This is a genomic window from Nostoc sp., from assembly GCF_036917275.1.
GTDB lineage: Bacteria > Cyanobacteriota > Cyanobacteriia > Cyanobacteriales > Nostocaceae > Nostoc.
The window spans coordinates 1-25230 of sequence record NZ_JBALDF010000012.1; the positions used below are offsets into that span (position 1 = coordinate 1).

20 protein-coding genes and 2 pseudogenes are annotated in these 25230 nt (G+C 41.3%); 11 read left to right on the top strand and 11 right to left on the bottom strand.

The window, feature by feature from the left end; all coding sequences use genetic code 11:
* Positions 1 to 228: 228 nt before the first annotated feature.
* A complete protein-coding gene (locus V7K35_RS05195) occupies positions 229 to 594 on the top strand; it encodes a VOC family protein (protein WP_335076944.1) in 366 nt (121 codons plus the stop codon).
* A 23-nt stretch (positions 595 to 617) separates the two neighbouring features.
* Here the strand turns inward: V7K35_RS05195 and V7K35_RS05200 are convergent, their stop codons facing one another.
* Positions 618 to 1934, bottom strand: a complete 1317-nt coding sequence (locus V7K35_RS05200) for a hypothetical protein (RefSeq protein ID WP_335076946.1) — start codon at positions 1932 to 1934, stop codon at positions 618 to 620.
* 38 nt (positions 1935 to 1972) lie between these two features.
* A complete protein-coding gene (gene murG, locus V7K35_RS05205) occupies positions 1973 to 3046 on the bottom strand; it encodes an undecaprenyldiphospho-muramoylpentapeptide beta-N-acetylglucosaminyltransferase (RefSeq protein ID WP_335076948.1) in 1074 nt (357 codons plus the stop codon).
* Positions 3047 to 3130: 84 nt separating this feature from the next.
* Here murG and V7K35_RS05210 point away from each other — a divergent pair, with 84 nt between their 5' ends.
* Positions 3131 to 3967 (top strand): nuclear transport factor 2 family protein, encoded by an 837-nt coding sequence (locus tag V7K35_RS05210; protein WP_334794030.1) that lies wholly within the window; start codon positions 3131 to 3133, stop codon positions 3965 to 3967.
* 114 nt (positions 3968 to 4081) lie between these two features.
* Here the strand turns inward: V7K35_RS05210 and tnpA are convergent, their stop codons facing one another.
* Positions 4082 to 4477, bottom strand: coding sequence for an IS200/IS605 family transposase (gene tnpA / locus V7K35_RS05215; RefSeq protein WP_335076950.1), 396 nt, complete (start codon positions 4475 to 4477; stop codon positions 4082 to 4084).
* Between the two features lie 78 nt (positions 4478 to 4555).
* Between tnpA and V7K35_RS05220 the strand changes: the two genes are divergently transcribed.
* Complete coding sequence (locus V7K35_RS05220; RefSeq protein ID WP_335077034.1) at positions 4556 to 5776, top strand: RNA-guided endonuclease InsQ/TnpB family protein; 1221 nt, start codon at positions 4556 to 4558, stop codon at positions 5774 to 5776.
* Positions 5777 to 5896: 120 nt separating this feature from the next.
* Positions 5897 to 6667 (top strand): SDR family oxidoreductase, encoded by a 771-nt coding sequence (locus V7K35_RS05225; protein ID WP_335076952.1) that lies wholly within the window; start codon positions 5897 to 5899, stop codon positions 6665 to 6667.
* Positions 6668 to 6850: 183 nt separating this feature from the next.
* Here V7K35_RS05225 and V7K35_RS05230 read toward each other — a convergent pair.
* The 3 genes and pseudogenes from V7K35_RS05230 to V7K35_RS05240 all read right to left on the bottom strand — a co-directional run bounded on the left by V7K35_RS05230 (position 6851) and on the right by V7K35_RS05240 (position 11664).
* Positions 6851 to 7453 (bottom strand): annotated as a pseudogene (locus tag V7K35_RS05230) (Uma2 family endonuclease).
* Between the two features lie 33 nt (positions 7454 to 7486).
* Positions 7487 to 9433 (bottom strand): amino acid transporter, encoded by a 1947-nt coding sequence (locus tag V7K35_RS05235; protein WP_335076954.1) that lies wholly within the window; start codon positions 9431 to 9433, stop codon positions 7487 to 7489.
* 692 nt (positions 9434 to 10125) lie between these two features.
* Positions 10126 to 11664: a glycosyltransferase family 39 protein gene (locus V7K35_RS05240; protein WP_335076956.1), complete on the bottom strand. Its 1539-nt coding sequence runs from the start codon at positions 11662 to 11664 to the stop codon at positions 10126 to 10128.
* A 372-nt stretch (positions 11665 to 12036) separates the two neighbouring features.
* Between V7K35_RS05240 and V7K35_RS05245 the strand changes: the two genes are divergently transcribed.
* The 6 genes and pseudogenes from V7K35_RS05245 (at position 12037) to V7K35_RS05270 (ending at position 16193) form a co-directional block, all read left to right on the top strand.
* Positions 12037 to 12387, top strand: a complete 351-nt coding sequence (locus tag V7K35_RS05245; RefSeq protein ID WP_334794021.1) for a histidine triad nucleotide-binding protein — start codon at positions 12037 to 12039, stop codon at positions 12385 to 12387.
* An 87-nt stretch (positions 12388 to 12474) separates the two neighbouring features.
* A pseudogene (locus V7K35_RS05250) lies at positions 12475 to 12597 on the top strand (photosystem II q(b) protein); the annotation flags it as partial.
* A gap of 284 nt (positions 12598 to 12881) precedes the next feature.
* A complete protein-coding gene (gene aroC / locus V7K35_RS05255; protein WP_334794020.1) occupies positions 12882 to 13970 on the top strand; it encodes a chorismate synthase in 1089 nt (362 codons plus the stop codon).
* Between the two features lie 266 nt (positions 13971 to 14236).
* Positions 14237 to 14398 (top strand): hypothetical protein, encoded by a 162-nt coding sequence (locus V7K35_RS05260; protein WP_335076958.1) that lies wholly within the window; start codon positions 14237 to 14239, stop codon positions 14396 to 14398.
* Positions 14399 to 14722: a sensor histidine kinase gene (locus V7K35_RS05265; RefSeq protein WP_335077035.1), complete on the top strand. Its 324-nt coding sequence runs from the start codon at positions 14399 to 14401 to the stop codon at positions 14720 to 14722.
* 34 nt (positions 14723 to 14756) lie between these two features.
* Entirely contained in the window at positions 14757 to 16193 is a 1437-nt protein-coding gene (locus V7K35_RS05270) for a hybrid sensor histidine kinase/response regulator (protein ID WP_335076960.1), read from the top strand.
* Positions 16194 to 16263: 70 nt separating this feature from the next.
* On the opposite strand, the gene V7K35_RS05275 is transcribed toward V7K35_RS05270, so the two are convergent.
* The gene (locus tag V7K35_RS05275) at positions 16264 to 16560 is read right to left on the bottom strand and encodes a DUF3288 family protein (RefSeq protein ID WP_335077036.1); all 297 of its coding nucleotides are present in this window, start codon (positions 16558 to 16560) and stop codon (positions 16264 to 16266) included.
* A 371-nt stretch (positions 16561 to 16931) separates the two neighbouring features.
* On the opposite strand from V7K35_RS05275, the gene V7K35_RS05280 reads away from it, so the two are divergent.
* The gene (locus V7K35_RS05280; RefSeq protein WP_335076962.1) at positions 16932 to 19385 is read left to right on the top strand and encodes an ATP-dependent Clp protease ATP-binding subunit; all 2454 of its coding nucleotides are present in this window, start codon (positions 16932 to 16934) and stop codon (positions 19383 to 19385) included.
* A 191-nt stretch (positions 19386 to 19576) separates the two neighbouring features.
* On the opposite strand, the gene V7K35_RS05285 is transcribed toward V7K35_RS05280, so the two are convergent.
* The 4 genes from V7K35_RS05285 to V7K35_RS05300 all read right to left on the bottom strand — a co-directional run bounded on the left by V7K35_RS05285 (position 19577) and on the right by V7K35_RS05300 (position 24969).
* A complete protein-coding gene (locus tag V7K35_RS05285; RefSeq protein ID WP_335077039.1) occupies positions 19577 to 20677 on the bottom strand; it encodes an AI-2E family transporter in 1101 nt (366 codons plus the stop codon).
* 119 nt (positions 20678 to 20796) lie between these two features.
* On the bottom strand, positions 20797 to 22230 hold the full coding sequence (locus V7K35_RS05290; RefSeq protein WP_335076964.1) for a bifunctional orotidine-5'-phosphate decarboxylase/orotate phosphoribosyltransferase: 1434 nt from the start codon (positions 22228 to 22230) through the stop codon (positions 20797 to 20799).
* Between the two features lie 62 nt (positions 22231 to 22292).
* On the bottom strand, positions 22293 to 22892 hold the full coding sequence (locus V7K35_RS05295; RefSeq protein ID WP_335076965.1) for a cytochrome b/b6 domain-containing protein: 600 nt from the start codon (positions 22890 to 22892) through the stop codon (positions 22293 to 22295).
* A gap of 535 nt (positions 22893 to 23427) precedes the next feature.
* Entirely contained in the window at positions 23428 to 24969 is a 1542-nt protein-coding gene (locus tag V7K35_RS05300) for a PAS domain-containing protein (protein WP_335076967.1), read from the bottom strand.
* Between the last annotated feature and the right edge of the window lie 261 nt (positions 24970 to 25230).

Genomic DNA, 25230 nt, shown 5'->3' on the forward strand with positions numbered 1-25230 from the left:
TTATGAATCAGACGGTTTTGTTTTTGCCTGTGTAACTACTTTACACTGCTTTACAATTTTTAATTAACTATCTTGCTTTTGTAAAGCTGATAAAACCTATTAGTTTTTATTATATAAATTTATGCTGGTGTCAGCGCTGAAAAGATAAAATAGAAAGAAGCATTGTTGTTATCGACTCTGAATAGAGAGTTGATATGGATTACTACCTAAATTAGGAGGGCGTGTGAGATGACAATTACTCTAAATCACACCATAGTGCCTGCACATGACAAGGAAGCATCGGCAAGGTTCTTTGCAAAAATTTTTGGTTTAGAGGTCGATGTTCCCGTTGGTCGCTTTGCTGCTGTGCATATAAATGATGCACTGACGCTCGACTTTGCCGATGCTGAAGCGTTCGAGCAGCATCATTATGCGTTCCATGTGAGTGATGAAGAATTTGATACAATTTTTGCCCGCGTGAAAGAGGCAGGTATTGAATACAGTAGCGACCCCATGCATCAAAATAAAGGACAAATTAATCACTGGAATAAGGGTCGTGGGTTCTATTTCTATGACTCTAATGGTCACAATTTAGAATTGTTGACCCGTGCATAGATTTTTGACATCAAGTCAATGCATTACTTCTTTACTAAAAAATATGCTGTAGCATACTCCGGCAATTGCGTAATATGTTGCCCAAATTCTTTTTTATTCTTAAATATACCAGCCAAAAAATCGAGTTGATAAAGATTGGGTAAAAATGCTCCGCCTGTATCGGCAATGACTCCCATTTGCAGGTGTTTGCGACCATTTATAGTATGCTCAATCACAATCACTTTACCTAAACCGATATTCAAAACATCTCCAGCAAAAGTGACTCCAGGTTTAATAGAAATTTTTGCATCTATTTTGTATCCATAGCCTTTAATAGCATCAACTTCTCTAAAATACCAATAACGCTTTTGTGCTGTTGCCTTCAATCCGCGAATATAAGACATGCCATTATTTCTATCTACATTAAAAAATGCCTTATAACCATCTGTAAAATTAATCAGGATTGTTCCTTCCATAATTGCTTCTTCTAAGCCATTTCTGGTCAAATAAGCGAGATTTGTAACTTTTCCAAATTCTCTACCCCCTAGTTCATAAATGCCGGATAAAACATCTTGTTTTGTGTATCTAGTGTAAAACTTATCGTTATTAGAGTTTTCTTTTAAGCTATAAATGGGTGTATTAAAAGTAGAGGTTTTCTTACGAGAACCTGAGTGAGTAAAGACAGCATATTCGGTAATTCGTAACTGTTTTTGCTGTTTATTATTTGGGTTGTAGGCAGACCATTTAATGACTCGAAAATTAGTATTGATAAATTTAGGGTCTTGTAAACGAGTAGCTCGATTATTAGCAATATCCTCCTTTAAGACAACAATCATAAAATCTAAAGTTTTGAGAACATCTTGTACAGTAACCCCTTGAGTGGCAAGTATTCCTGTACGCAGAATATCTGGGTCTTCTGAAGAGTAGTCTTGAAAATATTTTCTAGTATTAACAAGAACGGTTAATAAATCTCCTTGAGCGAAATTAACCTTACTACTTGGTAGTTTTGCTGTAGTAACAACCTGGCTACCATTAATCCTAAATTTGTATTTTTTGAACTCATCGACAACTGGATAGGGTGCAGATGCTGATATTAAATTCTGCTGAAAGGAAAAAGCGTTTTGCTTGTCGATAATTTCACTAGATGTTTCTTGAGCGACAAAAGCATTTTTAAATTTTGAGGTGAGGTAAATTTGTGATTGAAGTGGGGCAAAATTTTTTTGCAGAGTAAAAGACTGATTTTGTTGAACTAGCTGTTTAGTTTTTAACTGAGTATATAGATGGCTACTGGCTAAACTGACAAGTAATAAAACACCACAACCTACTGGAAAGCGAAATTTTTGGTTGAATAGGATCTTCATAGCTGGGAAAATCAATTTCTAATGCTAAATAATCAATGTTATGTTTCTATCACCTCACGCACTAAATGCGCCAACTTTTCGGCACTATCGGGAACTGCGATCGCATGAGCTTTTTCCTTCATCTTTGCTAACTCTTGCGGTGACTGCAACAAATTTAATACATTACTTTGCAATACTTGTGCTGTCAATTCTGATTGCTTCAGTGTTAACGCTGCACCAGATGAAGTAAATACGTTTGCATTGTAAGATTGATGGTCTTCTGCGGCAAAGGGGTAAGGAATCAAAATCGCTGGCGTTCCACACACTGCCAATTCTGTCAAGCTACCTGCGCCAGAACGACTAATAGCAAGAGTTGCTCGTTGCAACAACGCCGCCATATTGTTGTAAAAAGGTAAGGCTATGTACTGTGGATGTTTGAGACTATCTGCTTCTGGATCGCGATCGCCAGTTAAGTGTACTACATAGACACCAGCATCAAACCAAGCATTTGCAGATTCGCGCACCAACTTATTAACCGCAACTGCACCTTGGCTACCACCAAAGACGACAATTAAAGGAACACCATCAGGAATGGGTAAATCCAGGGGTGCATGAATTGCCCCATCGAGGAATTGCGCCCTTACAGGAGTGCCAACACAGACATTTTTTGCACGGGGTAAATATTTAGCAGCTACTTCAAATCCCAAGGCTACCGCACTACACCAAGGGCCAAAAAAGCGAGTTACTTTACCAGGTATTGCGTTAGATTCGTGGAAAACCACGGGTAAACTGAGGGAACGCGCCGCAATGACTGCTGGCCCGGCAATGTAACCTCCTGTGGTAAACACCCCTTGAAAATTTCCCTGTTTAAGAATTCGTCTAACTTCCAGAATCGAAAGGGCGAGTTTACCCAAGGTGCGAACCGAGGAGAATCCAAACCCTTGCTGAAACCCTTCAACTGCAATAGTATTCAAGGGATACTGTTTGGGGACAAGTTGAGTTTCTAGCCGATTGGGGACTCCCAGCCATTCTATTTGATAATCTGGAAGTTTTTCTGCCAGTGCGATCGCTGGAAACAAGTGTCCACCAGTCCCACTGGCAGCTATTAATAATCGTGTCGGTGCGTTTGCCATCAAACCTCTACCGTTTAGCGTCTAGCTTAACTAAGATAAAACAATTTCCCTACTTTCTCTCATCAAATCAGTAAACTCTTACCAATGACTAACATTATTACCACCTTAGTGAGAAGCCAACTCAGATTTCCAGCAAATATCTGGCTGGTTTCCTTCCTGCTAACCCTTGGTTTAACAAGTGGTTGGGAACGCACTCAAGCGACGACACCACAGCAATTAGTCCAAACTACAGCCCAAAATGCACCAGCTGATCTGAAAAACCTGTTGACACAAGTTGATGCAGCCGCCAGCCGGGGCGATGTCAAAGGGGTGTTGCAATACTACAGCCCCAATTTCACTCATGGGGATGGATTAAACCGCCAAACTTTGGAAAAATCTTTGATTTCACTTTGGCAACGATATCCTAAATTACAATACAGCACGAAACTGCTATCTTCAAAATCTGAAGGCAATGGGATTATTGCTGAAACAGAAACGAAAATAACTGGCTTACCCTCCGGTAACAGCAATAATTTGGCTCTCAATGCCACGATTAAATCGCGTCAGCGCATTGTAGGTGGAAAAATCGTCCGCCAAGACATTTTGGCAGAACGCACCCTACTTACCTCTGGCAGCAAGCCGCCCCAAATTGATATTAAATTACCACAGCAGGTACTAGTTGGTCAGAAGTATAATTTTGATGCGATCATCCAAGAACCACTTGGTGATGATTTTCTACTAGGAACGGCCCTAGAAGAATCTATCCAACCAGAGAAATTTCTCAACCCCACACCCGTGGATTTGGAATTACTGACATCTGGCGGACTGTTTAAAACGGGACAAGCACCATCTATCCCTGGTAGCCAATGGGTTTCTGCTGTCATTCTGCGGGGTAGTGGGATGACAATGGTGACTCAGCGCCTGCAAGTGGTGAAGAAGTAGAGACGCGATTAATCGCGTCTGTACAGGAGTTAGAAGTTATAGACCAAAGTATCAACGGCGGGCTAGCCCCTAAATTCATTTATGGGGGTTAGCCGTTGGCGATTTTAATCGCCGTCAAGTTTCTTTTTGATTTTGGATGTACATCTTAACTGCCTCTAGTGGTGCGCCTCCCACCGTCGAAACAAAGTAAGAATTAGTCCACAAAGTAGGTAATCTACTTTTCAACTCTGGAAATTCTAATCGCAAATACCTAGAAGTCGCACCTTTAAATCTCTTCACAACACGGTGTATTCCAAATTGCGGGTCAACTTCTACCAATAAATGCACATGGTCTGGCATTATTTCCATCTCTATGATTTCAACTTTAATGTCAATTGCTATTTGAGCAAGTAACTCTTTCAGTCGAGAAGCGATTGTTTTCACAAGTACTGGTCTTCTGTACTTAGGGCAAAAAATAACATGATATTTACACGAATAAACAACATTGTTGTTTGATTTAAACTCTTGCATCTAACTTTGTTGACATTATATAGCTTATGGCTATATAGTATTTCAATTAAAGCTATATATCAAGGAGGTGGTTTGAGAGTGTTAGTAATGGAATACAAAGCAGTTGTCAAAAAAACGCAAGCAAAAGCTATAGATGAAGCTATCCGTACAAGTCAGTTTGTCAGAAACAAAGTACTTAGATATTGGATGGATAATCGTGGTGTTGGCAAAAAAGAACTGTACCAGTACAACACTCAATTAAGAGCGGAATATGAATTTGTAAAAAACTTAAGCAGTCATGCTTGTCAAGCATCGGTCGAAAATGTAGAACGTGCTATCAACAGATTTTTCGCTAACTGCAAAGCCAAAAAACAAGGGTTGAAAGGCTATCCAAGGTTTAAAAAACATAGTCGCTCTGTTGAATATAAACAACAGTCTTGGAAGCTGCATCCAACAAAACGACGAATAACATTCACTGATAAGAAAGGTATTGGCGAACTCAAATTATTGGGTAAATGGGATATTCATATTTATCCTGTTGAATTAATCAAAAGAGTCAGGATTGTTCGTCGTGCAGATGGATATTATGTGCAGTTCTGTGTGAAGTCTGCCACCGGGGAGTATCCCCGTGGCGAGCTTCACGTGAAAGTTGATAATAAGCAGGAAGCACCGTTAACTACTTATATTATCGGGATTGATGTAGGGTTAGAGTACTTCTACTCTGATAGTAACGGTAAGCATGAGGAAAACCCGCGATATTTGCGTAAAGCTGAAAAAGATATCAAACGGCTTGGGCGTAATATTTATAAAAAGAAAAAAGGGTCATCTCGTAGAAGGAAGGCGCGTGGTGTTTATGCTCGTAAACATTTAAAAGTAACAAGACAAAGGGATGAACACGCCAAGAGACTGGCTCGTAACTTAACCCTGGCTAACGCTAAGGTAGTCTTGGAAGATTTAAATATTAGCGGCTTGGTAAGAAACCACAAACTAGCCAAAAGCATAACAGATGCTTCTTGGTACAACTTCCGCCAGTGGCTCGAATACTTTGGAGAGAAATTTGGACGGGAAATAATCGCTGTTCCGCCTTATTTCACAAGCCAAGAATGCAGTAATTGTGGCGCTAGAGTTCATAAGTCACTTAGCACCAGAACTCATTCTTGTTCTCATTGCGGTCACGTTGAACAACGTGATGTGAATGCAGCCAAAGTAATTTTAAGTCGTGTAAACGCTAGGGGTGGGCAACCCCAAAGTAACGCCAGTCGAGATGTTCCCTCTACTTCTGTTGGACGCAAGTCCAGTAAAAGCAAGGAGCGTCAGTGACGCTGGAATCCCCTGCCTTTAGGCATGGGGAGTGTCAACGACTGATGATAAATTATGAACGATGAAACTTCTGCTAATTCATAATTCATAACTGTTAACTCCTCACTCCTAACTATCCTAATGACTTCTCTACAAAATCAAATCATTTTGATCACTGGTGCAAGTAGTGGTATTGGTACTGCTTGTGCCAAAATCTTTGCTAGTGCTGGTGCAAAATTAATCTTAGCGGCACGACGGTTAGAACGTTTGCAGCAGTTAGCAGATACTCTCAGTAAAGATTCTAGTACTGAAATCCATTTGTTACAGCTAAATGTGCGCGATCGCACCGCTGTCGAATCTGCCATTTATACTCTCCCTTCTGCCTGGTCTGACATTGACATTCTCATTAACAATGCTGGTCTAAGTCGTGGTTTAGACAAGTTGCACGAAGGCAGCTTTCAAGACTGGGAAGACATGATTGATACTAACGTTAAGGGTTTACTTTACCTTTCCCGTTATGTCGTTCCCGGAATGGTGAGTCGCGATCGCGGTCATGTGGTAAATTTAGGTTCCATCGCCGGACATCAAACCTATCCCGGAGGTAATGTCTACTGTGCTACCAAAGCAGCGGTGAGAGCAATTTCTGAAGGTTTAAAACAAGACCTGTTGGGAACGCGAGTCCGTGTAACTTCCGTTGATCCTGGGATGGTAGAAACGGAATTTAGCGAGGTGCGCTTTCACGGAGATACTGAACGCGCCAACAAAGTCTACCAGGGAGTTACACCCCTGACAGCAGATGATGTAGCTGATGTGATATTTTTCTGCGTGACGCGATCGCCCCATGTCAATATTAATGAAGTTGTGCTGATGCCTGTTGACCAAGCTAGCGCTACCCTAGTTAATCGGCGATAAAAATGACCTCCTTAAGGCGATCGCATTTCTTCAAATGGTTTTAAATTAGGCGATCTCTACGACGGCCTATGACGCTCGTGACGCTCGATGACTCGCTATCGGCGTCGCTATCACCCTTGGCGTCTCCCCTTGGGAGAAGACTCGCTATCGGCGTCGCTTCTCACTATTCTTCTGCACCTACACTTAACGAGGCAAAATATCATCTAAACGAAGTTGGAGACTAGGCAAAAGCAGTGAATTAATTGATTGGTTCAGCCGATATTTTTGTTGAGTATAAATGTCTTCAACCAGTTGACAAACAGTAAAGGTAGGTTGTTTGGGTTTACCAATAAATGCCACACCGCCTAATCCTCGGTAATCCACAATCCAATATTCAGGAATGCCTAAGAGGGCATATTCCTCAACCTTGCGAGCATAGTCAGTTTCCCAGTTGGTGCTAACAACTTCAACCACCAGTTTAATGGATCGCCCCAGTGTAATTACAGGTTCTCGTTCCCAAAGGGGTTCACGGTTGAGAACAGTTTCATCCAGAACTACGACATCAGGACGACGAGCTGTAGCTGCATCTGCAAAGGGGTAAATTAAACAAGTGCGAGGAATAAACCAGGGGAGTTGTTCTGCAACAAGGTAGATACCAATTTGGGTTGCAATACCACTCACCGTTTCGTGCGGGCCAGTGGGTTACATGTCAATTAGTTCTCCATCTGCCAGCTCATAGCGGGGATTATCTCGGTATTGAGAGAGAAAATCTTCAAAGGTAAGGGTTTTTGCAAAGATATATGTCATTGAGTCAATGCTCTCTTCAATCAGCCATGATAATTACCCCCCGACATGAACGCCAGGACGCCTGTGGGGATTCTTTTCAGCCCGACGGAGTACTTCACGGGTGACCACAGCAATATCACCCTCCCCAAACAAAATAAAACGCAGTAAGTATTGTATGGGGTTGCCCTCAACCCAACCGAAGTAGGCATGGGGAATCTTACCTGTTTGGTCACGAATATAAAGCAGTAAAGCCGCGATCGCATTAGGTACTGCTGCACTTTCAGCCCGGAGGATGTGGTAATCACCAACTTGCACCCCTTTTACTTTGATGACATCCGCAAATTCCGAAGCATCGGATACCTTAATTTCTAGAAACAGAATTGGATCGTTGGATGGAATATGGTTGTCCTCCCGTACCTCTTTCTCTTTCATAAAATACTCTAGGACATCGCCCTTATTCAACCGATTTGCAATCAGTCGGATTGCTCCCTGGCTTTCTTCGGCAAGGAATTGGCCAGCAAGTTCGTCAACTTCGATCCGCTCTGTTCGCAGTTCCGTTGAACGCCAAACACGAGAAACCAGCGAGGTAAAAATGATCGCGCCGATGAAAAACCCAGCTATCCTAATCCCTTCTGGTCTTTCGATGATATTGACAACAGTAGTATATATAAACAACAGTGTGATGATTGCAAACACGACTCTTGCCCGCTTCTCTCTGTGACGGTGGGCTGATAGAGTGACGGCAAAGGCAGCTGAGGTAATCAATACAAGCACACCAGTTGCGTAAGCCCCACCTTGGGCTTCTACATTTGCCCGGAAGATAATTGTGACCACAAAAGCGATCGCTGTGTAGACTAACACTAAAGGTCGCGTTACTCGGGCCCAATTGGGTGCCATGCCATAGCGTGGTAGGTAGCGAGGCACAATATTCAGCAGCCCTGCCATTGCAGATGCACCTGCAAACCACAAAATGGAAATAGTACTTAGATCGTAAATTGTGCCAAAGCCATTACCTAAATGCTGATGTGCTAAATAAGCAAGGGCGCGTCCGTTGGCTTTGCCCCCAGATGCAAATTGTGCGGCGGGAATCAGAAGAGTAGTTATAAAGCTGGTGGTGAGCAAAAAGAAGCTCATAATCACAGCAGCAGTGGTGAGCAGCTTGCGTGTATTCCGAAGCCGCCCTTTGGAATGCTCTTGAGTGTCAGTGCTGCTCCCTTTTACCAGGCCCATAACGGTCACGCCAGTCTCAAAGCCTGACAATCCCAGTGCTAGCTTGGGGAATATCAAAAGAGCGATACCAATTAGGATCAAAGGGTTGGAATGGCTGGCGAAAAGTGCAGTCTGCCAGTTAGCGATCGCTTCAGGGTGAGTTAGGATCTGATATAGACCAACGCTAACGACAATAAAGTTTAAAACCAAATAAACTCCCACCAAAACTACTGCAATACCAATTGCTTCTCGGAAACCTTTGAGGAAAACTGCACCTAGTAATGCAACTAATATCAGGGTGATTGTGATCGTCTGATTGTGAAGCCAATTTGGAGCCAGCGGATTTTCGATAATATGGGCTGTAGCATCAGCAGCCGACAAGGTAATGGTAATAATAAAGTCGGTTGCGACAAAGCCGAGTAGGCACAGCACAAGTAATTTGCCTTGCCACCAGGGGAGCAAACGCTCTAACATTGCGATCGACCCTTCACCATGAGGGCTTTCGGCAGCAATGCGCCGATAGATTGGCAATGCTCCAAAGAGCGTCAGCAAAACCAGAACCAGGGTAGCCACAGGAGAAAGAGCGCCAGCTGCCAGTGCTGCAATCCCAGGTTGATAGCCAAGAGTCGAGAAATAATCTACACCAGTCAAGCACATCACTTGCCACCAAGGGTGCTGGCGATGTATTTCTTGCTTGCGGTGAGGTCTTTCCTTCTCTCGTCGGTCTTCTTGAAGCAACCAGCGGATTAACTGTCTGCTGAGGCGTTTTGTTGAAACAATTGATTTAGCCATCAAATACGGTTGTGTTGCAAAAGTCGGCTTTGTGATATTTTTAAGCTTTCGTAGTTTATTAAAATTTGGAACTACAAATATATCGCACTATTATTGTATGTTAAGCATCCTGTCCAATTTACAAAATATATAATAGCTGCTAGTAATTGTCTGGCTGATCAAAATAAATAGTTGCTTATGGTATGGGAAGAATCAATCTTGGATCTGTATATTTTCGGATTAAAGCTTTCGCACCCTTAGCATCTTCAATCTACGTCAGTTCTAAAAAAAGCGCTGCTAAATAAGGCAAGTATGCAATTAACAAATCTGCCCTAAGCGGATGTTTGAAAAGTCTATACTATAAACCCCGCTTCCATTCCTCTTTTCCATAGGGACAGAGGCTTTGAAACCCCGATTCCCGCACATCATGCCGCTGCGCGAATGTAGGAAAGGTTTTGATGTTACCAAAAATACTTTTAAAACACCAAGACGAGTAGCAAAGCGAAACATCGGTATCAAGCTTCACCCAACTTTTTAGGTATGGGACAGAGCCATTGCTGTATTCGTCCCCTGCTTTCCCTCTCCCTATCTCTTAATTGATCTGTGCTTTCGCCACATCCTACTTACCAGAGCGATCGCGCCATTTACAAAAATGGATCAAGTCGATCTGATGAGGCTGTATGTTTACAAGACATATACTATGGTGCTTTATTCTATTCCTTCCTTGTAAATCGATATATTTTCATATAAGGCCAATCAGCCTCTTCTTCCAACTTATATAAATCACTCATTTCTCTTTTAAAAACATCTTTTAGTCCCCAATAAAATTCGCGATTAGTTATCACAAAAACTGAATCTGCATTTTTGGTTATTGTACTAACTTTTTCTGCAATATTTTTACCATTCATAGTTCTGAGAATATATTCTGATGCATATAAAGTCGATGAATCTCCATAATATTGGAGTAATCTAGGCTGTCCAAAGAACAATACAGATTTTGCTGATTTATCTCGATGTTGTAAAAGGTAGTGAACAGCCGAGCGGTAGTCGTCTTTCGCATAGGCTGGATTTGAATAGTATTGAAAATTTGAATACACATTCATAGCTACCAAAAAAACAGTAGCTAACTTGGCAAATTGAGGCAAGATATCAAGTTTATTCTGACGGTAAGAGTTATGTAAAAATGCTGATGGGATCAGAATAAAAGCTGGTATACATAGATAAAAAGAGTGACGCGGTAGCCAATTAATTTTTGTCACCAAAGCAAAGAGAAAAGCTATTAAAAATGATGTAACTAAAAGAGATGTAAATAAGTAATCAGCCTGTTGATATTTTTTTATCTTGTGCCCTTTCAATAAATTTGTTACTAAAGCTATAAAAATTATACTAATCACAATAATAAGGATTAGGAAATGGGGCCAGTAACTAAGTAAAACCTTTATCTTTTCCTCACCCCGTAATTGCTCCAGTGGCGGACCATAGGATGTGCCAACCAATATACCGTAGATTACAAAAAGAATGTTTTGAACTATCGGTAATCCAGTCCGAGTAACTACAGTAGCTGTCGGATCAGATACAGCAGGTGAAGACAAGTAGAACCAAATCATTGGAAAAGAAAAAACTACCGCAGGTATCCACCATTTGATCCATTCTTTGAAGTTTTTATAAACAATAGCATGAGATAAACTAAGGGAGAAACTAAAGATTATTGTCAAAATACTGCCAAAACTTCCTATGGCAGTAAAGATTCCAAAAAGCACTTGTGAAATAATTTTATTACTCTTATCTTCTTTAATTGAATGACTAAAAAAATATATTTGAAGTGTGGTTATAAATATTAATAATGCATAAGGTCTGGCATCTTGGCTGTAGAACACGCTGAAAGAACTAACAGCAAGGAGCATGGACGACCATAAGGCATGTTTTTTTCCATAAACACGTAAGCTAGTAAAGAATATGGCAATTACTGAGCCGACTCCTAGCAAAGCTGAGAGTGATCGAATGGCAAATTCACTATCTCCAAAAGCTGAACGCCAATAGAACAAGACCAAATAATAAAGCGGTTGGTATTTGTCACCAGCTTCTCGATTTATAATTACGGAGAGATTTTCATGAAAGGTTCTACCATCAGATAAAGCTAGACTCCAGCCTTCATCAAACCAAAGACTTTGATTTTGCAACAAACAGAAACGCAGAAAAATGCTAATTATGATAATAATAAAAACAAAAAAATAGTATTTTGACAGTTTCATATCAATTTCCAAAGCGCCAATACGCGAAATATGCAACTTTATAAGCATGAAAATCGCACTCTATAGTTGAGTGAGAGATTGTAATTCTTATATCTATAGTGGGGTGGAACGAATTTTATCTACAGAAGACTTTATCACAGGAAGGAGTATTTTGTTGCGTGGATGAGTTAGTCACTACAGCAAACCTTTAATATCATGTCCGCTTAAAGACTTATCATTTAGACTGACACCCTGAGTTGTCTGAGTGCCAGCTTCCGGCGTTGGCGCAGCCCGTCGTAGGCATCAGAACTTGGAGAAACGTAAAAACATTTTAATGAGAAATGATTTGCCAGACTAATATAAAATCTCTAGCAGATGAGTAGGTATATTGGCATGAGTGAAGCTACAGAAACGATTTTCAGCAAAATCATTCGTCGGGAAATTCCCGCTGATATTGTTTATGAGGATAATTTGGCCCTGGCATTCAAAGATATCCATCCCCAAGCACCCGTTCACATCCTCGTCATTCCCAAAAAACCCATTGCGACACTAGCTGATGCTCAATCTGAGGATCATGCTTTGTTGGGGCATCTTTTCCTAACCGCCAAACGTGTTGCCGAAGAAGCTGGACTGAAAAATGGTTATCGAGTTGTCATCAACACTGGTGATGAAGGCGGCCAAACAGTCCATCACTTACATGTGCATATTTTGGGAGGACGGCAGTTGAGCTGGCCCCCTGGTTGATAAAACCAGATGAATTGCGTCTCTAGACGCGGTTCATCACTAAAAAAATCACTGTCATAATCAATACTTATGTAATACTTATTTACAAATGTCAACCAATCAATCATTGATTCAGAAGGTCGAGTGATTGCGACTTGGGCAGATATAATCAACCGGGCTAACTTGGGTATGGAAGTAATGCACAAGCGCAATGCTCACAACTTCCCTTAAGATTTAGCTGCTGGTGATTTTGCTCCTGTGGTTCTTACTGCTCCTGCTATCAACGGTTAAATAGTAAAGATTAGCTAAATCAAAAAGCGCTCTCCTAAATTGGGAGGCGCTTTTTGATTTAAGTTAGCAACAGATGAGGTATTTACCAATATAGAGTTGGATAAGAACTCAGAGACGCTGTTGGATAAATACTAAAAAATAGCGAAAAATTATACAAGAGCAAAAACAAACTTTTGCAAGAACTCTAGGTAGAATACATAAGCCTCACCTTTTTCCTCAAAATCATGGGCAACACTTTTGGTCATCTATTTCGCATCAGTACTTTTGGCGAGTCTCACGGCGGCGGTGTGGGGGTTGTGATTGATGGTTGTCCTCCACAACTAGAAATTTCGGCAGAAGAAATTCAAGCAGAACTAGATAGAAGGCGTCCCGGACAAAGTAAAATTACGACCCCTCGCAAAGAAGCCGATATCTGCGAGATTTTATCGGGGGTATTTGAAGGCAAAACACTAGGAACACCTATAGCAATTTTAGTACGTAATCAAGATACTCGTCCCCAAGATTACGACGAGATGGCCGAGAAGTATCGGCCTTCTCACGCAGATGCAACTTATGATGCAAAATATGGCATTCGCAATTGGCAAGGTGGGGGTAGGTCGTCAGCGCGTGAGACAATTGGAAGAGTAGCAGCAGGTGCGATCGCTAAAAAAATTCTTTATCAAGTCGCCAATGTTGAAATTATCGCTTACGTTAAGCGCATCAAAGACTTGGAAGGTGTAGTTGATCCAAATACTGTCACCTTAGAACAAGTAGAAAGCAATATCGTCCGCTGTCCCGATTCGGAATGTAGCGATCGCATGATTGAATTAATTGAGCAAATAGGTAGACAAGGGGATTCTATTGGCGGTGTAGTAGAATGTGTGGCGCGAAATGTGCCCAAAGGTTTGGGCGAACCAGTATTTGATAAATTGGAAGCTGATATCGCTAAGGGTGTCATGTCTCTCCCTGCTAGCAAAGGCTTTGAAATTGGTTCCGGTTTTGGGGGAACGCTGTTAACAGGAATTGAGCATAACGACGAATTTTATATAGATCAAAATGGTGAAATCCGCACATTAACAAACCGTTCTGGTGGTATTCAAGGGGGGATTTCCAACGGGGAAAATATCATTTTGCGAGTTGCATTTAAGCCGACAGCAACAATTAGAAAAGAGCAGAAGACTGTAACTCGTGAGGGTGAAGAAACGCTATTAGCAGCGAAAGGACGCCATGATCCTTGTGTATTACCGCGTGCAGTTCCAATGGTTGAGGCAATGGTGGCGTTGGTGCTATGTGACCATTTGTTACGGCATCATGGGCAGTGTAAGGTTTTGTAGGTTTCAATGTGTATAAAGAAATATACATTTGAAATAAAAGTAGGGTGTGTTATGCCGTAGGCTAACGCACCTTAAGTTGTTGATGGTATCGTCCTCTCGGAGATAACGCACCCTACGTTTAAAATTATTAACATAGCTTGAAATATTGGCGCCACTTACTTAATCCAAAATGTTTTCCGCGATTACGATAGCGCTGCTGATGGGTACACTAACTCTAACAAAGTAACTGGGACAGCATTAACCCACTTTTGAGGAGTACCCAAACTATGCTCACGCTTTCCGGCTATCAAATTATTGACCAAATCTACGAAAGCAGCAACTCTCTGATATATCGAGGCTACCGGGAAGCCGATAACCAACCTGTAATTCTCAAAACCCTGCGAGATGCTTATCCCTCGCCAGACAGCTATCCTGGGGCTTTGGCATAAATTCTCACCAACTTAGTCATGAATTCTTTGAATCATGCCTATCAACCTCATGAATCAGGGCAGTTGCGTATTGAGGTGAAACAACAAGGCAATCGCGTTGTGATTCAATATAGCGACGATACTTGCGGCATTCCGCCAAAAAACTTAAACAAAATTTTTGAGCCTTTCTTTACCACCGCTAGACAGCAGGGAGGCAGTGGTTTAGGTCTGCATATTGTCTACAACTTGGTCACTCAAAAGCTACAAGGGACTATTGATGTTAACAGCGCAGTAGAAAAGGGAACCCTATTTATAGTGACACTACCTCTGTCTACGAACTATTAAGTTTTCTTGTTCTTTTTAACAAAGTTGGTTGACAATGCTTAACGATCCCCATATATCTCTCTCACTAACAGACGATGAAGTATTCGTGTTTGAAGATGATGAAGAACCGATAAGTAATAAAACTCAATTAACTCCGTTTGAGGTAGTCCCTCAGGCACAAGAGACTTCTGAAGGGTGGAAAATGATGATTGTGGACGATGATTTTGAAGTCCACCAGGCGACTAAGCTAGCTTTGAGAAGTTTTACCTTTGAAGACAAACCTTTAACTTTCCTCTCTGCTTTTTCGGGAACAGAAGCCAAAAAGCTGATTGCAGTCCACCCAGATACCGCATTTATTTTATTAGATGTGGTTATGGAAACCAATGATGCTGGGTTAAGGGTAATTCAGTACATTCGGGAGGAGTTGAAAAATCAGATTGTGCGGGTGATTTTACGCACAGGACAACCAGGAGATGCGCCAGAGGAATCGGTGATTTTGAACTATGACATCAATGATTATAAGTTGAAGGTAGAACTGACTCGCCAAAAGTTAATTACAAGTGCGATCGCTGCTTTAAGGTCATACCGCGATTTAATCACTATAGAACAACAAACAGCACAGTTAACTCAAGCATTGCATGACCTGCAACAGACACAATACAGTCTGATGCAAAATGAAAAAATGTCAGCACTGGGTAATCTCGTTACAGCTATTGCCCACGAGATTAATAACCCGATTAACTTTATTGCAGGCAATATGAAACCTGCTCAAGAATATATTCACGATTTGTTGGCACTAATCGACCTTTATCGGCAAACCTTTCCTGATCCAGGAGCAGAAATAGAGGAAGCGATCGCCACAATCGATTTAGACTATCTCCAAGAAGATTTACCTAAACTCATCTCTTCCCTGAAAGAAGGTAGCGATCGCATCCGTGGTATTAGCGCCAGTCTTCGCACCTTCTCCAGGGGAGACAGTGATCACAAAGTCCCTTTTAATATTCACGAAGGCATTGAAAGTACATTACTCATCCTGAAGCACCGATTAAAAGCCCATGAGCATTATCCTGCCATTGATATAGTCAAAGATTACGGGGAAATACCTCAATTAGAATGCTTTCCTGGACAACTCAACCAAGTGTTTATGAATCTGATCGCCAACGCCATTGATGCTTTGGAAGAATCTAACAAGGAGCGTAGTTTACAACAAATCACAGACAATCCCAATCGCATCACAATTGTTACCACATTATCTGAAGATCGGCATCATGTCTTGATCCGAATTCAAGACAATGGCATGGGAATGTCCGAAAATGTCAAGCAAAAACTGTTTGGTTACTTATTCACCACCAAGGGAGTAGGGAAAGGTACAGGTTTGGGATTAACGATTTCCCGTCAGATTGTGGAAGAAAAACATGGTGGACAACTCACAGTGACATCGGAATTAGGCAAAGGCACAGAATTAGCGATCGCCATTCCAGTAGAAAGTTAGGAGAGACGCGATTAATCGCCTCTGTACAGGAGTTTGGAGTTAGAAGTGCGAAGGGAATAACTAAAATGCCCTAATTCCAATCTTGCTCGTCCTTTTTACCGCGACTTTTGTAAATTCCCCCCAAATCGTGAATTTTGCGAGTTTTTTCAAAAAGCTCGGCTTCGGTCAAACCCCACTGCTGCAACACTTTATCTAGGTCTTTTTGGATATCTCTCGCCCCTGGAAACCCTTGATAACGCATTTGCAGTCTAGCTAATTCTGCTAAGTTATAGTCTGTGGCCTGTTGAGCGAGTAAGATATCAATAAGAGGGCGATCGCGGTTATAGAGAGGATGTTGTTGGTCTTTACCTCCGGTTGCTTCAGTCATCATGAGTCTTAAGTGTCGTTAGCGGATACCTACAGTTTAGCCCGTGCTAAACTCCTAAGTTTTTAGTTTAGCCCAGAGCAGAGGAGTATAGTAGGCAAAGGTAAATCACTAAACACAGAAAGTTTAATTGTTAAATATACGACTACTTACTTCCTAACTACTCTACTCAGCACGGGCTAAACGCCCCGCTATCGCTAACAGCACTCAAAACTGTTACAGACGGCAACTACACCTGAGGTCTTACGGCTCTCACCACTGCCACTCAACTTTAAATAAAGTTACATTAGTCCTTAAGAAAATACAAAAAACTTTAGATGAGGGTGAATTTTATCTCACCCAAAGTCCAAGCAGCGAGGGAGCAAGAACCCATTATGTTTGAACACTTCACTTCCGAAGCCATTAGAGTAATTATGTTAGCTCAGGAGGAAGCACGTCGCCTGGGACACAACTTCGTAGGAACTGAACAAATTCTCCTGGGTTTGATGGGAGAAGGAACTGGGGTTGCTGCTAAAGTGTTGGCCGAGTTAGGCGTTACCCTCAAAGATGCACGTCGCGAGGTAGAAAAAATTATTGGTAGGGGTTCTGGCTTTGTACCACCAGAAATTCCTTTTACCCCCAAGGTGAAAAGCCTGTTTGAGCAATCGTTTAAAGAAGCTCATAGTCTGGGACAGAATTACATTAATACTGAACACTTACTCTTAGGATTGACCGAAGCTGGTGAAGGTGTTGCCGCCAAAGTACTGCAAAATCTAGGAGTTGACTTCAAGAGTGTCCGCAGTGCCATAGTTCGCCGTTTGGGTGAAAATGCACCAGCTTTTGCTGGTAGTGGTAATCAAAAGCGCACCCAACCGCTAACGATGGAAGAGTTTGGTAGAAATTTGACCAAACTAGCGCAAGAAGGCAGACTCGACCCCGTAGTTGGTCGCGAGAAGGAAATTGAGCGGGCGATCCAAATTCTCGGTCGCCGCACTAAGAATAACCCAGTGTTGATTGGAGAACCAGGAGTTGGTAAAACTGCGATCGCAGAAGGTCTAGCTCAACGGATTATCAACCAGGATGTTCCCGAAAGTTTACAAGACAAGCAAGTTATCAGCCTCGATATGGGGTCATTGGTAGCTGGAACTCGCTTCCGTGGCGATTTTGAAGAACGCATCAAAAAAGTCGTGGAAGAAGTCCGCACTGTAGGCAATATCATCTTGGTGATTGACGAAATTCACACCTTGGTTGGCGCTGGTGGTACAGAAGGTGGTTTGGATGCAGCCAACATCCTCAAACCTGCCTTAGCACGGGGCGAACTCCAGTGCATCGGCGCAACTACCCTTGATGAGTATCGTAAGCATATCGAGCGCGATGCCGCCCTAGAGCGTCGTTTCCAACCGATTATGGTTGGGGAACCCTCAGTAGAGGAAACCATACAAATTCTCTACGGCTTGCGCGGCGCTTATGAACAGCACCACAAAGTCACAATTTTAGATGCGGCACTTGTCGCAGCAGCACAATTATCAGACCGCTATATTAGCGATCGCTTCTTGCCTGACAAGGCAATAGACTTAATTGATGAAGCTGGTTCTCGCGTTCGTCTGCGGAACTCTCAGAGTTCTCCGAATAAAGAACTTAAACGCGAACTCGCTGGCGTTACCAAAGCTAAAGAAGCAGCAGTCAGAGTCCAAGATTTTGACAAAGCTGGAAACCTGCGCGACCAAGAGTTAGAACTGGCAGAACAACTGCAAGCAACCTTTACACAAAACGATCAACCTGTCAACTCCACCGTCGTTGACGAAGAAGACATCGCCCAAATCGTTGCCTCTTGGACTGGCGTACCAGTCAACAAGCTTACTGAATCTGAGTCCGAGTTGCTGCTGCACCTAGAAGACACTCTGCATCAACGGCTCATCGGTCAAGAACAAGCAGTTTCGGCTGTATCTCGCGGTATCCGTCGCGCCCGTGTCGGCTTAAAAAATCCCAATCGTCCCATTGCTAGCTTTATCTTCTCTGGTCCTACTGGAGTCGGTAAAACAGAATTGGCGAAGGCACTAGCTGCCTACTTCTTCGGTTCGGAAGACTCGATGATTCGTCTAGATATGTCCGAATACATGGAAAGCCACACCGTAGCCAAGCTAATTGGTTCGCCTCCTGGTTATGTGGGATACGACGAAGGCGGACAACTAACAGAAGCCGTGCGGCGGAAACCTTACACAGTGTTGCTATTCGACGAAATCGAAAAAGCTCACCCCGATATATTCAATATGCTGCTGCAAATCTTGGATGACGGTCAACTTACTGATTCCAAAGGTCGGAAAGTTGATTTCAAGAACACGCTGATCATTTTGACTTCCAACATCGGTTCCAAGGTAATTGAAAAAGGTGGTAGTGGCTTAGGTTTTGACTTCGACACTCAAGCTGATGCTAGTTATAACCGCATTCGCACCCTGGTAAATGAGGAATTGAAAGCTTACTTCCGTCCTGAGTTCCTTAACCGTCTTGATGAAATTATCGTCTTCACTCAGCTTTCTAGGGATGAAGTTAAGCAAATCGCTGAGATTATGCTTCGTGAAGTTTCTAAGCGCTTGACGGAAAAGGGAATTATCTTAGAAGTTAGCGATCGCTTCAAAGACCTTGTAGTACAAGAAGGCTATAATCCCAGCTATGGCGCTAGGCCATTACGTCGGGCAATTATGCGCCTTTTAGAAGATTCTCTCGCCGAAGCACTGCTGTCTGGTCAAATTACAGATGGAGACACAGCGATTATCGATGTTGATGATGACTCTCAGGTGAGAGTGCAAAAATCAGAGAAACGAGAATTGCTCTTGGCAAATGTTGGCTAATTTTATACCTAATCACTTTTTGCTGTAATATTTGAGAAACACTTCAGCTTATCTAAGTAGAGGCGTAAGCAGGGGCATCTCCGACAAACATAAAGTGAAATGGTATTATATCTTTCACCCCTGGTATTTCTACCAGGGGCTTTTTTGTAGCTGCAATTATCTGCCTCGTTCAGACACATCCCTACATAAACTTATTGCGATATTGATTTCTCTACCAGCAATTCTGATGCTAATTCACTCTTAACTACATCCTCAGAATCACCAGATTTAGAAAAACCATCTGCTACATCTTTGATAAGACCAGCTACAGGTACCGCGATTAGCAAACCCAAAACTCCACCAACATTGGTTCCTACAAGCAAAGCAATTAACACCCATATTGGTCTAATACCAGTAAATTTTCCTAAAAGGCGTGGTGCGATCGCCTGATCAATTAACTGATCAATCACAACAGCTACCGCAGCAATCTTCACTGCTAGCCAAAAGTCGTGTGTGGCTATTATTAAATTTATTACAACAAGACTGAGGACATCACCAAAGGGAATTAAGCTCAAAACCCCAACTACCAAACCAAAGAGTAAACCAAACTGGACTTGAAAACTTAAAAACAATAATGTTATAGAAACTCCCATTAGCAAAGCCAAAGTTCCCTGACCAATCAAGTAATTTTGGAAGTTTTGCTGAATAGACTGGCTTATCTCGTGAGCAAAATTTCCAGGTAACTTCTTAAATATTACCTGCCAAATTCTTGGCCCATCTAACAACAGATAAAAAGTCACGACTACTGTGATTAATGACTCAGAAACACTATCAATAGTATCTATAATAATGCTTAAAAGTTTATCTGAAAAAAACTCTAACTCATTGGGCAATTTGTTGGTTATTTGTGTTAACAACTGACTTAAATTAACATTTATTTTATGCCTAAAAAACCAATCATTTACAATCTGAAGTTTTTCTTCGCTAGAATCAATCCATTGGGGAAGGACTTTAACCATCTCATTAAATTGATCTAAAACAATGGGAACCAAAGTGATACCCAGAGCAACGACAATTAACAATGCTAGTATAAAAACTAATGCTACTGCATAGCCGCGTTTAACTCCCCGCTGTTGGAGAACCGAAACAGGATAGTTTAAAACGAATGCAAGCAAAGTAGATAAGACAATAATTGTGACAACAGGTTGAAAACTCTTAACAAGTAAAAATGCTAGCCAACCATTGAGAAAGACTAGAGGAAATAGCAGTGTCAAAATTAACCATTTAACTAGTTGATTGAGTGAAAAATTCATCATCAATTTAAAAATCAAAATTATTCTAGTTACTAGATTGAAGCTGAAAATTAAATATGTTTAAGGGAAAATAGATGAAAAAAATCTTTCTATATTGCCAATTTTCGGTTATTTGAGGATTAAATTTCAGCAAAAGCTAAAAATTGCTCCTCATTTATCCGCCCTGCTTGATACAGAGTATTAGTAATTTCAGAAAGAGTTAAAACCGCATGACCACGATAACCATTTTGCTGTAACTTATCTTTCACCCCTTGTTCATGATCGATAAATACCACAATATCATTAACATTTAATCCTGCTGATTCTAACTTTTCTGCTCCTTCCATGACACTTTTGCCGCTAATGAGAATATCATCAACCACCACAACTGTTTCGCCAGGATGAAAGTTACCCTCGATTACTCTCCGAGTTCCGTGGGCTTTAACCTCTTTACGGGGGAAAATCATCGGACAATTAAGACGTAAAGATAAACCAGTAGCAGTAGGTAAAGAACCATAGGGAATACCTGCTAACCTATCAAAATTCAAGTTCTTCAAAATATTTTCATAGGCGGTGATAACTTGATTAAAAACTTGGGGATTGGAAATAATTTTGCGTAAGTCAATGTAATAAGGAAATATAGCTCCTGATGCTTGGACAAAGCTGCCAAACATAATACAGTCAATATCATAAAGTTGTAAAATCAAATCCTGTTGGGGATGCTGATTTAGCAAACAAACATCGGGGAACCAGACAGAACAAGTGGAATTTTCATAAATAATTTCAGTTTTTATTTGATTAATTTCTGCGCGTAAAGACTGGATTTCCTGAGATAATTTTTGTTTGCCCAACATATCTTGAGGAACAGGAATTAGCAAACCATCACCGTTAGTATTCAAACCCGCTTCTAAAATTTGCTTCAGATTTAGTCCCTCCGCCCAGATGCTACGCGCCATAATAATTCGTTCCGGCGCGATCGCTCGAATAAGTGCTAAAACTTCAGGTTTTGTAGTTCCCACTTCCAAACCCAATTGTTCTGGAGTTCCCCAGGTTTTTGATTCTTTTACCACCTGTAAATAAAGGGGCGATTCTTTTGTAGGATATTGCTGTATAGCTTCTGCGCTTGGATTAGAAGTACAGCATAAAATAAATACAGCTTTATCAGGATATACCAAAAAAGGTGCTACATGATCTTGTCCTGTATAGGGACTGAGAGTAATTGCATCCACCTGCCATTCTGTAAACACAGTTTTGGCAAAAATGGTACTGGTATTTAAGTCACTGTGTTTGGCATCTAAAATAACTGGGATGTGGGGAGGAATAGCGGCTAAAGTTTTGTGCAACAGTTCTAAACCAGGAATACCTAATGCTTCGTAAAAGCCAAGTGTCGGTTTATAGGCACAAACGAAATCAGAAGTTTCAGCAATAATGAATTGTAACCACTTCTGTAAACCAGCGATGAGTTCTTCAGATTCATAATCCACAGGCATCATCTCTGGATTTGGATCAAGTCCTACAAACAGTAAGCTTTGATTTTGCAAGATATTACGATTCAATTTATCAAAAAAGTTCATATTTTTTGTTTAAAAAAGAGTTATTAATTATTAGTCTTTGCGTCTCACTTACCATAGTTCCTTTACAAAAACATCGATTCTGTTAATTGAGTGCCTCCAGCCTTACGTCCTAATAGAGAGTGAATCACTCCAAATAGAATAACCATCGGTACTGAGCTAAAATGAACAATTCGCAATGCTTGCCAACTACCAAACAGATCCACAATCCAGGGAAATTGAGCAGGTTTATACATTCCTATTCCTGTAAATAACGCCAGCAGCAAGATAGGAATAATTGCTGTATAGGCAATACGATGCCAAGCATAAATTAGGCGCTGAGAATTTTTACTTTTTTGTAATGCTTTGAAGTCATTGGCACTTACAAACCGATGTCGCCAGCGTCGGGTAATTAAAACATAAATCCCATACCACAAGAGATTCAGCGAAAATAGCCACATTGCTGCAAAATGCCAGTGTCTACCTCCTGCAAGCCAACCTCCTAAAGTAAATATCGGAGGAATGTGCAAACCTGCACGTCCACCAAAAACAGGGTTGGCGTTGTAAATTTGTAGTCCACTGGTGAGCATGATAAACAGACTAATGATGTTACAGGAGTGGAAAATTTTGGCTCCTATTGCTTGAGTGGGTGGCTTTCGAGTTTGAGAAGAAACAGTCGAAGTCATAGATTTTGACCGATAAAATTTGGTGTTTATCTGTCTTGGTTGAATGGCCTAGCTAGTTTGGGGGTGGGCATTACTCACTTTTATTTTCCCATCCTATGATTCAGTATTTTGATATTGATGGTCTCCCATCTTCTGTTTTAAATGTCAGTTTTAGATATGGTTAGGGTTTTTCTAAGAGGATGTCTGAAAAAAGATATTTTATCCAGTGTATCCCTAACGGTGATCAACTAATTAAACTGATATGAAGGAAACTTAGTCATTATCTACGCTCACCAATGGCTGAAGCGTTTTTCGTCGGCTCAACCATTGCAGCAGTATACACTGGTAATTAGTGCGATGCCTACGGCGGGCTATGCGGTGATTATGGCAAAAAGGATACTGATGGCTTCTGCTGTAATTTAAGTATGAAAAAGACAATACCAAATTTATCGAACTCAGGTATTGTTATTGCATTGACTTGCATTATGAATACAACAGCCGCTTTGTTAATGCATCGGCTTGCAAAAATTAATACCTTGTGCCCAAGGTTAATTAGTTAAAAGCTGGCGTGTTTTCTAATCACGGCATAGTGTCTAGCTGTGGTATTCATCTCAATAACTAACTCTGTGCCTTGACCTAATTGAGAATTGCACTTAAGTTTACCTTGATGTTTTTCAACTATAATTTCCCGACTAATTGATAGTCCCAGTCCCTTCCCTTTACCGATTGGTTTGGTTGTGAAAAATGGTTCAAATATCTGTCTTTGAATATGGGGAAGTATGCCTTTTCCATTATCAGAAATACGAATAATAACTTTGTGTTTTTTCCCTAATATGTTGTCATGTCCCCAAAGTTCATTACTATTTACTAATGATAAATGACTACTAATAATTTCTGTATGAATAAAAAGAGTGGGAATAAAAGGATAATCATGTTTTATCCTTTCTTCTAAGGCATCAATGGCGTTAGTCAAGATGTTCATGAATACCTGATTTAAATCACCAGGGTAACACTCGATTAAGGGTAATTCTCCAAAGTTTTTAATGACTTCAATCCTTGGTCTATCAGGCTGTTCTTTCAGACGATGTTGCAAAATCCTCAGAACACTATCAAGTCCTTCGTGCAGGTCAACCTTTTTCATTTGACCTTCGTCAGAGGTTGAAAAATTCCGCAAGGCGAAAACAATTTCTTTGACGCGCTCAGATCCGGCTCGCATTGACCACAGCAATTTCAAAAAGTCTGTCTTCACAAAACCAAGGTCGAGGCGTTGCAAATGTAAGGCGATGACTGGGGTCGGTGTGGGATAATAATGTTGGTAAAGTTCAATGACTCTGATTAAGTCTTCAGCATATTGACTTGCAGGATGGAGATTGCCGTAGATGAAGCTAACGGGGTTGTTAATTTCGTTAGCCATATCCGCCACCAGTTGACCGAGGTTAGCCATTTTCTGGTTCTGCAATAACTGCTTTTGGGTATATTTGAGTTCTTCGAGAGTAGTTTCTAGCTGCTGTGATTTTTCTCTAACTTGGTCTTCGGTAGACTGGCGTTGGACAATTTCTCTTTGGAGTTGTTCAAATAGTTGATATTGTTGAGTAGCGATCGCCTTATCCTGACTAATATCCTTGTGCGTCCCCGCCATCCGCACTGGTTTACCGAATTCATCCCACTGAAATACTTTCCCACAAGCCAGAATCCACTTCCACTCGCCGGATTTAGTCAACATTCTGAATTCGACTTCAAATACGGGTGTACATCCTTGGAGATAATCGTGCAATACCTGATGAATTCTTGGTAAATCCTGTGGATGTACAAGTTGCTCAAAAGATTTATGGTCGTGATCGATTTCGTCTACTTCATACCCCACAATGCCCTTCCACCGGGGATCATAATAGGTTTTATTGGTAATCAGATTCCAATCCCACAATCCCAAGCCATTGGCTATTAATGCCATTTGTAAGGTGGCTTGTGAGCATTGACAAGGATCTAAATTTTCTTGAGATAAGTCTTTTTGCAGTGGCTGTGATTCTGGGAAACTCTGAGAATCTTGTACTGAAAGTGGAGCTTCCGGTTCATGGGTAGTGGGTTCTTCGATATGCATAGCTGCTGGTACGATGAGGAAGATATCCTGTAGCTCTCTCTACGCTGTCTTAACACCCTGACGATCCAATTATGGACAAATCGTCTACTTGGTTGATTAGGCTGTAACTTAGGTCAGAGATGTATCAGCCCAGATCATCAATTTGGATGAAATTTAAAAAAAGGTAAACAGACGAATGTAACCGCTGTTGCGATCGCCGTGGCCATTTTTTAGAAAAAATAGCTCCATTGTGTGCATCTACATTCTAAGATATGTCTAAAA

What these genes read in the sequence shown, in the direction of transcription:
- V7K35_RS05195 (WP_335076944.1), top strand. Translation starts at nt 229, where the DNA reads ATGACAATTACTCTAAATCACACCATAGTGCCTGCACATGACAAGGAA.
- V7K35_RS05200 (WP_335076946.1), bottom strand. Translation starts at nt 1,934, where the DNA reads ATGAAGATCCTATTCAACCAAAAATTTCGCTTTCCAGTAGGTTGTGGT.
- murG (WP_335076948.1), bottom strand. Translation starts at nt 3,046, where the DNA reads ATGGCAAACGCACCGACACGATTATTAATAGCTGCCAGTGGGACTGGT.
- V7K35_RS05210 (WP_334794030.1), top strand. Translation starts at nt 3,131, where the DNA reads ATGACTAACATTATTACCACCTTAGTGAGAAGCCAACTCAGATTTCCA.
- tnpA (WP_335076950.1), bottom strand. Translation starts at nt 4,477, where the DNA reads ATGCAAGAGTTTAAATCAAACAACAATGTTGTTTATTCGTGTAAATAT.
- V7K35_RS05225 (WP_335076952.1), top strand. Translation starts at nt 5,897, where the DNA reads ATGACTTCTCTACAAAATCAAATCATTTTGATCACTGGTGCAAGTAGT.
- V7K35_RS05235 (WP_335076954.1), bottom strand. Translation starts at nt 9,433, where the DNA reads ATGGCTAAATCAATTGTTTCAACAAAACGCCTCAGCAGACAGTTAATC.
- V7K35_RS05240 (WP_335076956.1), bottom strand. Translation starts at nt 11,664, where the DNA reads ATGAAACTGTCAAAATACTATTTTTTTGTTTTTATTATTATCATAATT.
- V7K35_RS05245 (WP_334794021.1), top strand. Translation starts at nt 12,037, where the DNA reads ATGAGTGAAGCTACAGAAACGATTTTCAGCAAAATCATTCGTCGGGAA.
- aroC (WP_334794020.1), top strand. Translation starts at nt 12,882, where the DNA reads ATGGGCAACACTTTTGGTCATCTATTTCGCATCAGTACTTTTGGCGAG.
- V7K35_RS05260 (WP_335076958.1), top strand. Translation starts at nt 14,237, where the DNA reads ATGCTCACGCTTTCCGGCTATCAAATTATTGACCAAATCTACGAAAGC.
- V7K35_RS05270 (WP_335076960.1), top strand. Translation starts at nt 14,757, where the DNA reads ATGCTTAACGATCCCCATATATCTCTCTCACTAACAGACGATGAAGTA.
- V7K35_RS05275 (WP_335077036.1), bottom strand. Translation starts at nt 16,560, where the DNA reads ATGACTGAAGCAACCGGAGGTAAAGACCAACAACATCCTCTCTATAAC.
- V7K35_RS05280 (WP_335076962.1), top strand. Translation starts at nt 16,932, where the DNA reads ATGTTTGAACACTTCACTTCCGAAGCCATTAGAGTAATTATGTTAGCT.
- V7K35_RS05285 (WP_335077039.1), bottom strand. Translation starts at nt 20,677, where the DNA reads ATGAATTTTTCACTCAATCAACTAGTTAAATGGTTAATTTTGACACTG.
- V7K35_RS05290 (WP_335076964.1), bottom strand. Translation starts at nt 22,230, where the DNA reads ATGAACTTTTTTGATAAATTGAATCGTAATATCTTGCAAAATCAAAGC.
- V7K35_RS05295 (WP_335076965.1), bottom strand. Translation starts at nt 22,892, where the DNA reads ATGACTTCGACTGTTTCTTCTCAAACTCGAAAGCCACCCACTCAAGCA.
- V7K35_RS05300 (WP_335076967.1), bottom strand. Translation starts at nt 24,969, where the DNA reads ATGCATATCGAAGAACCCACTACCCATGAACCGGAAGCTCCACTTTCA.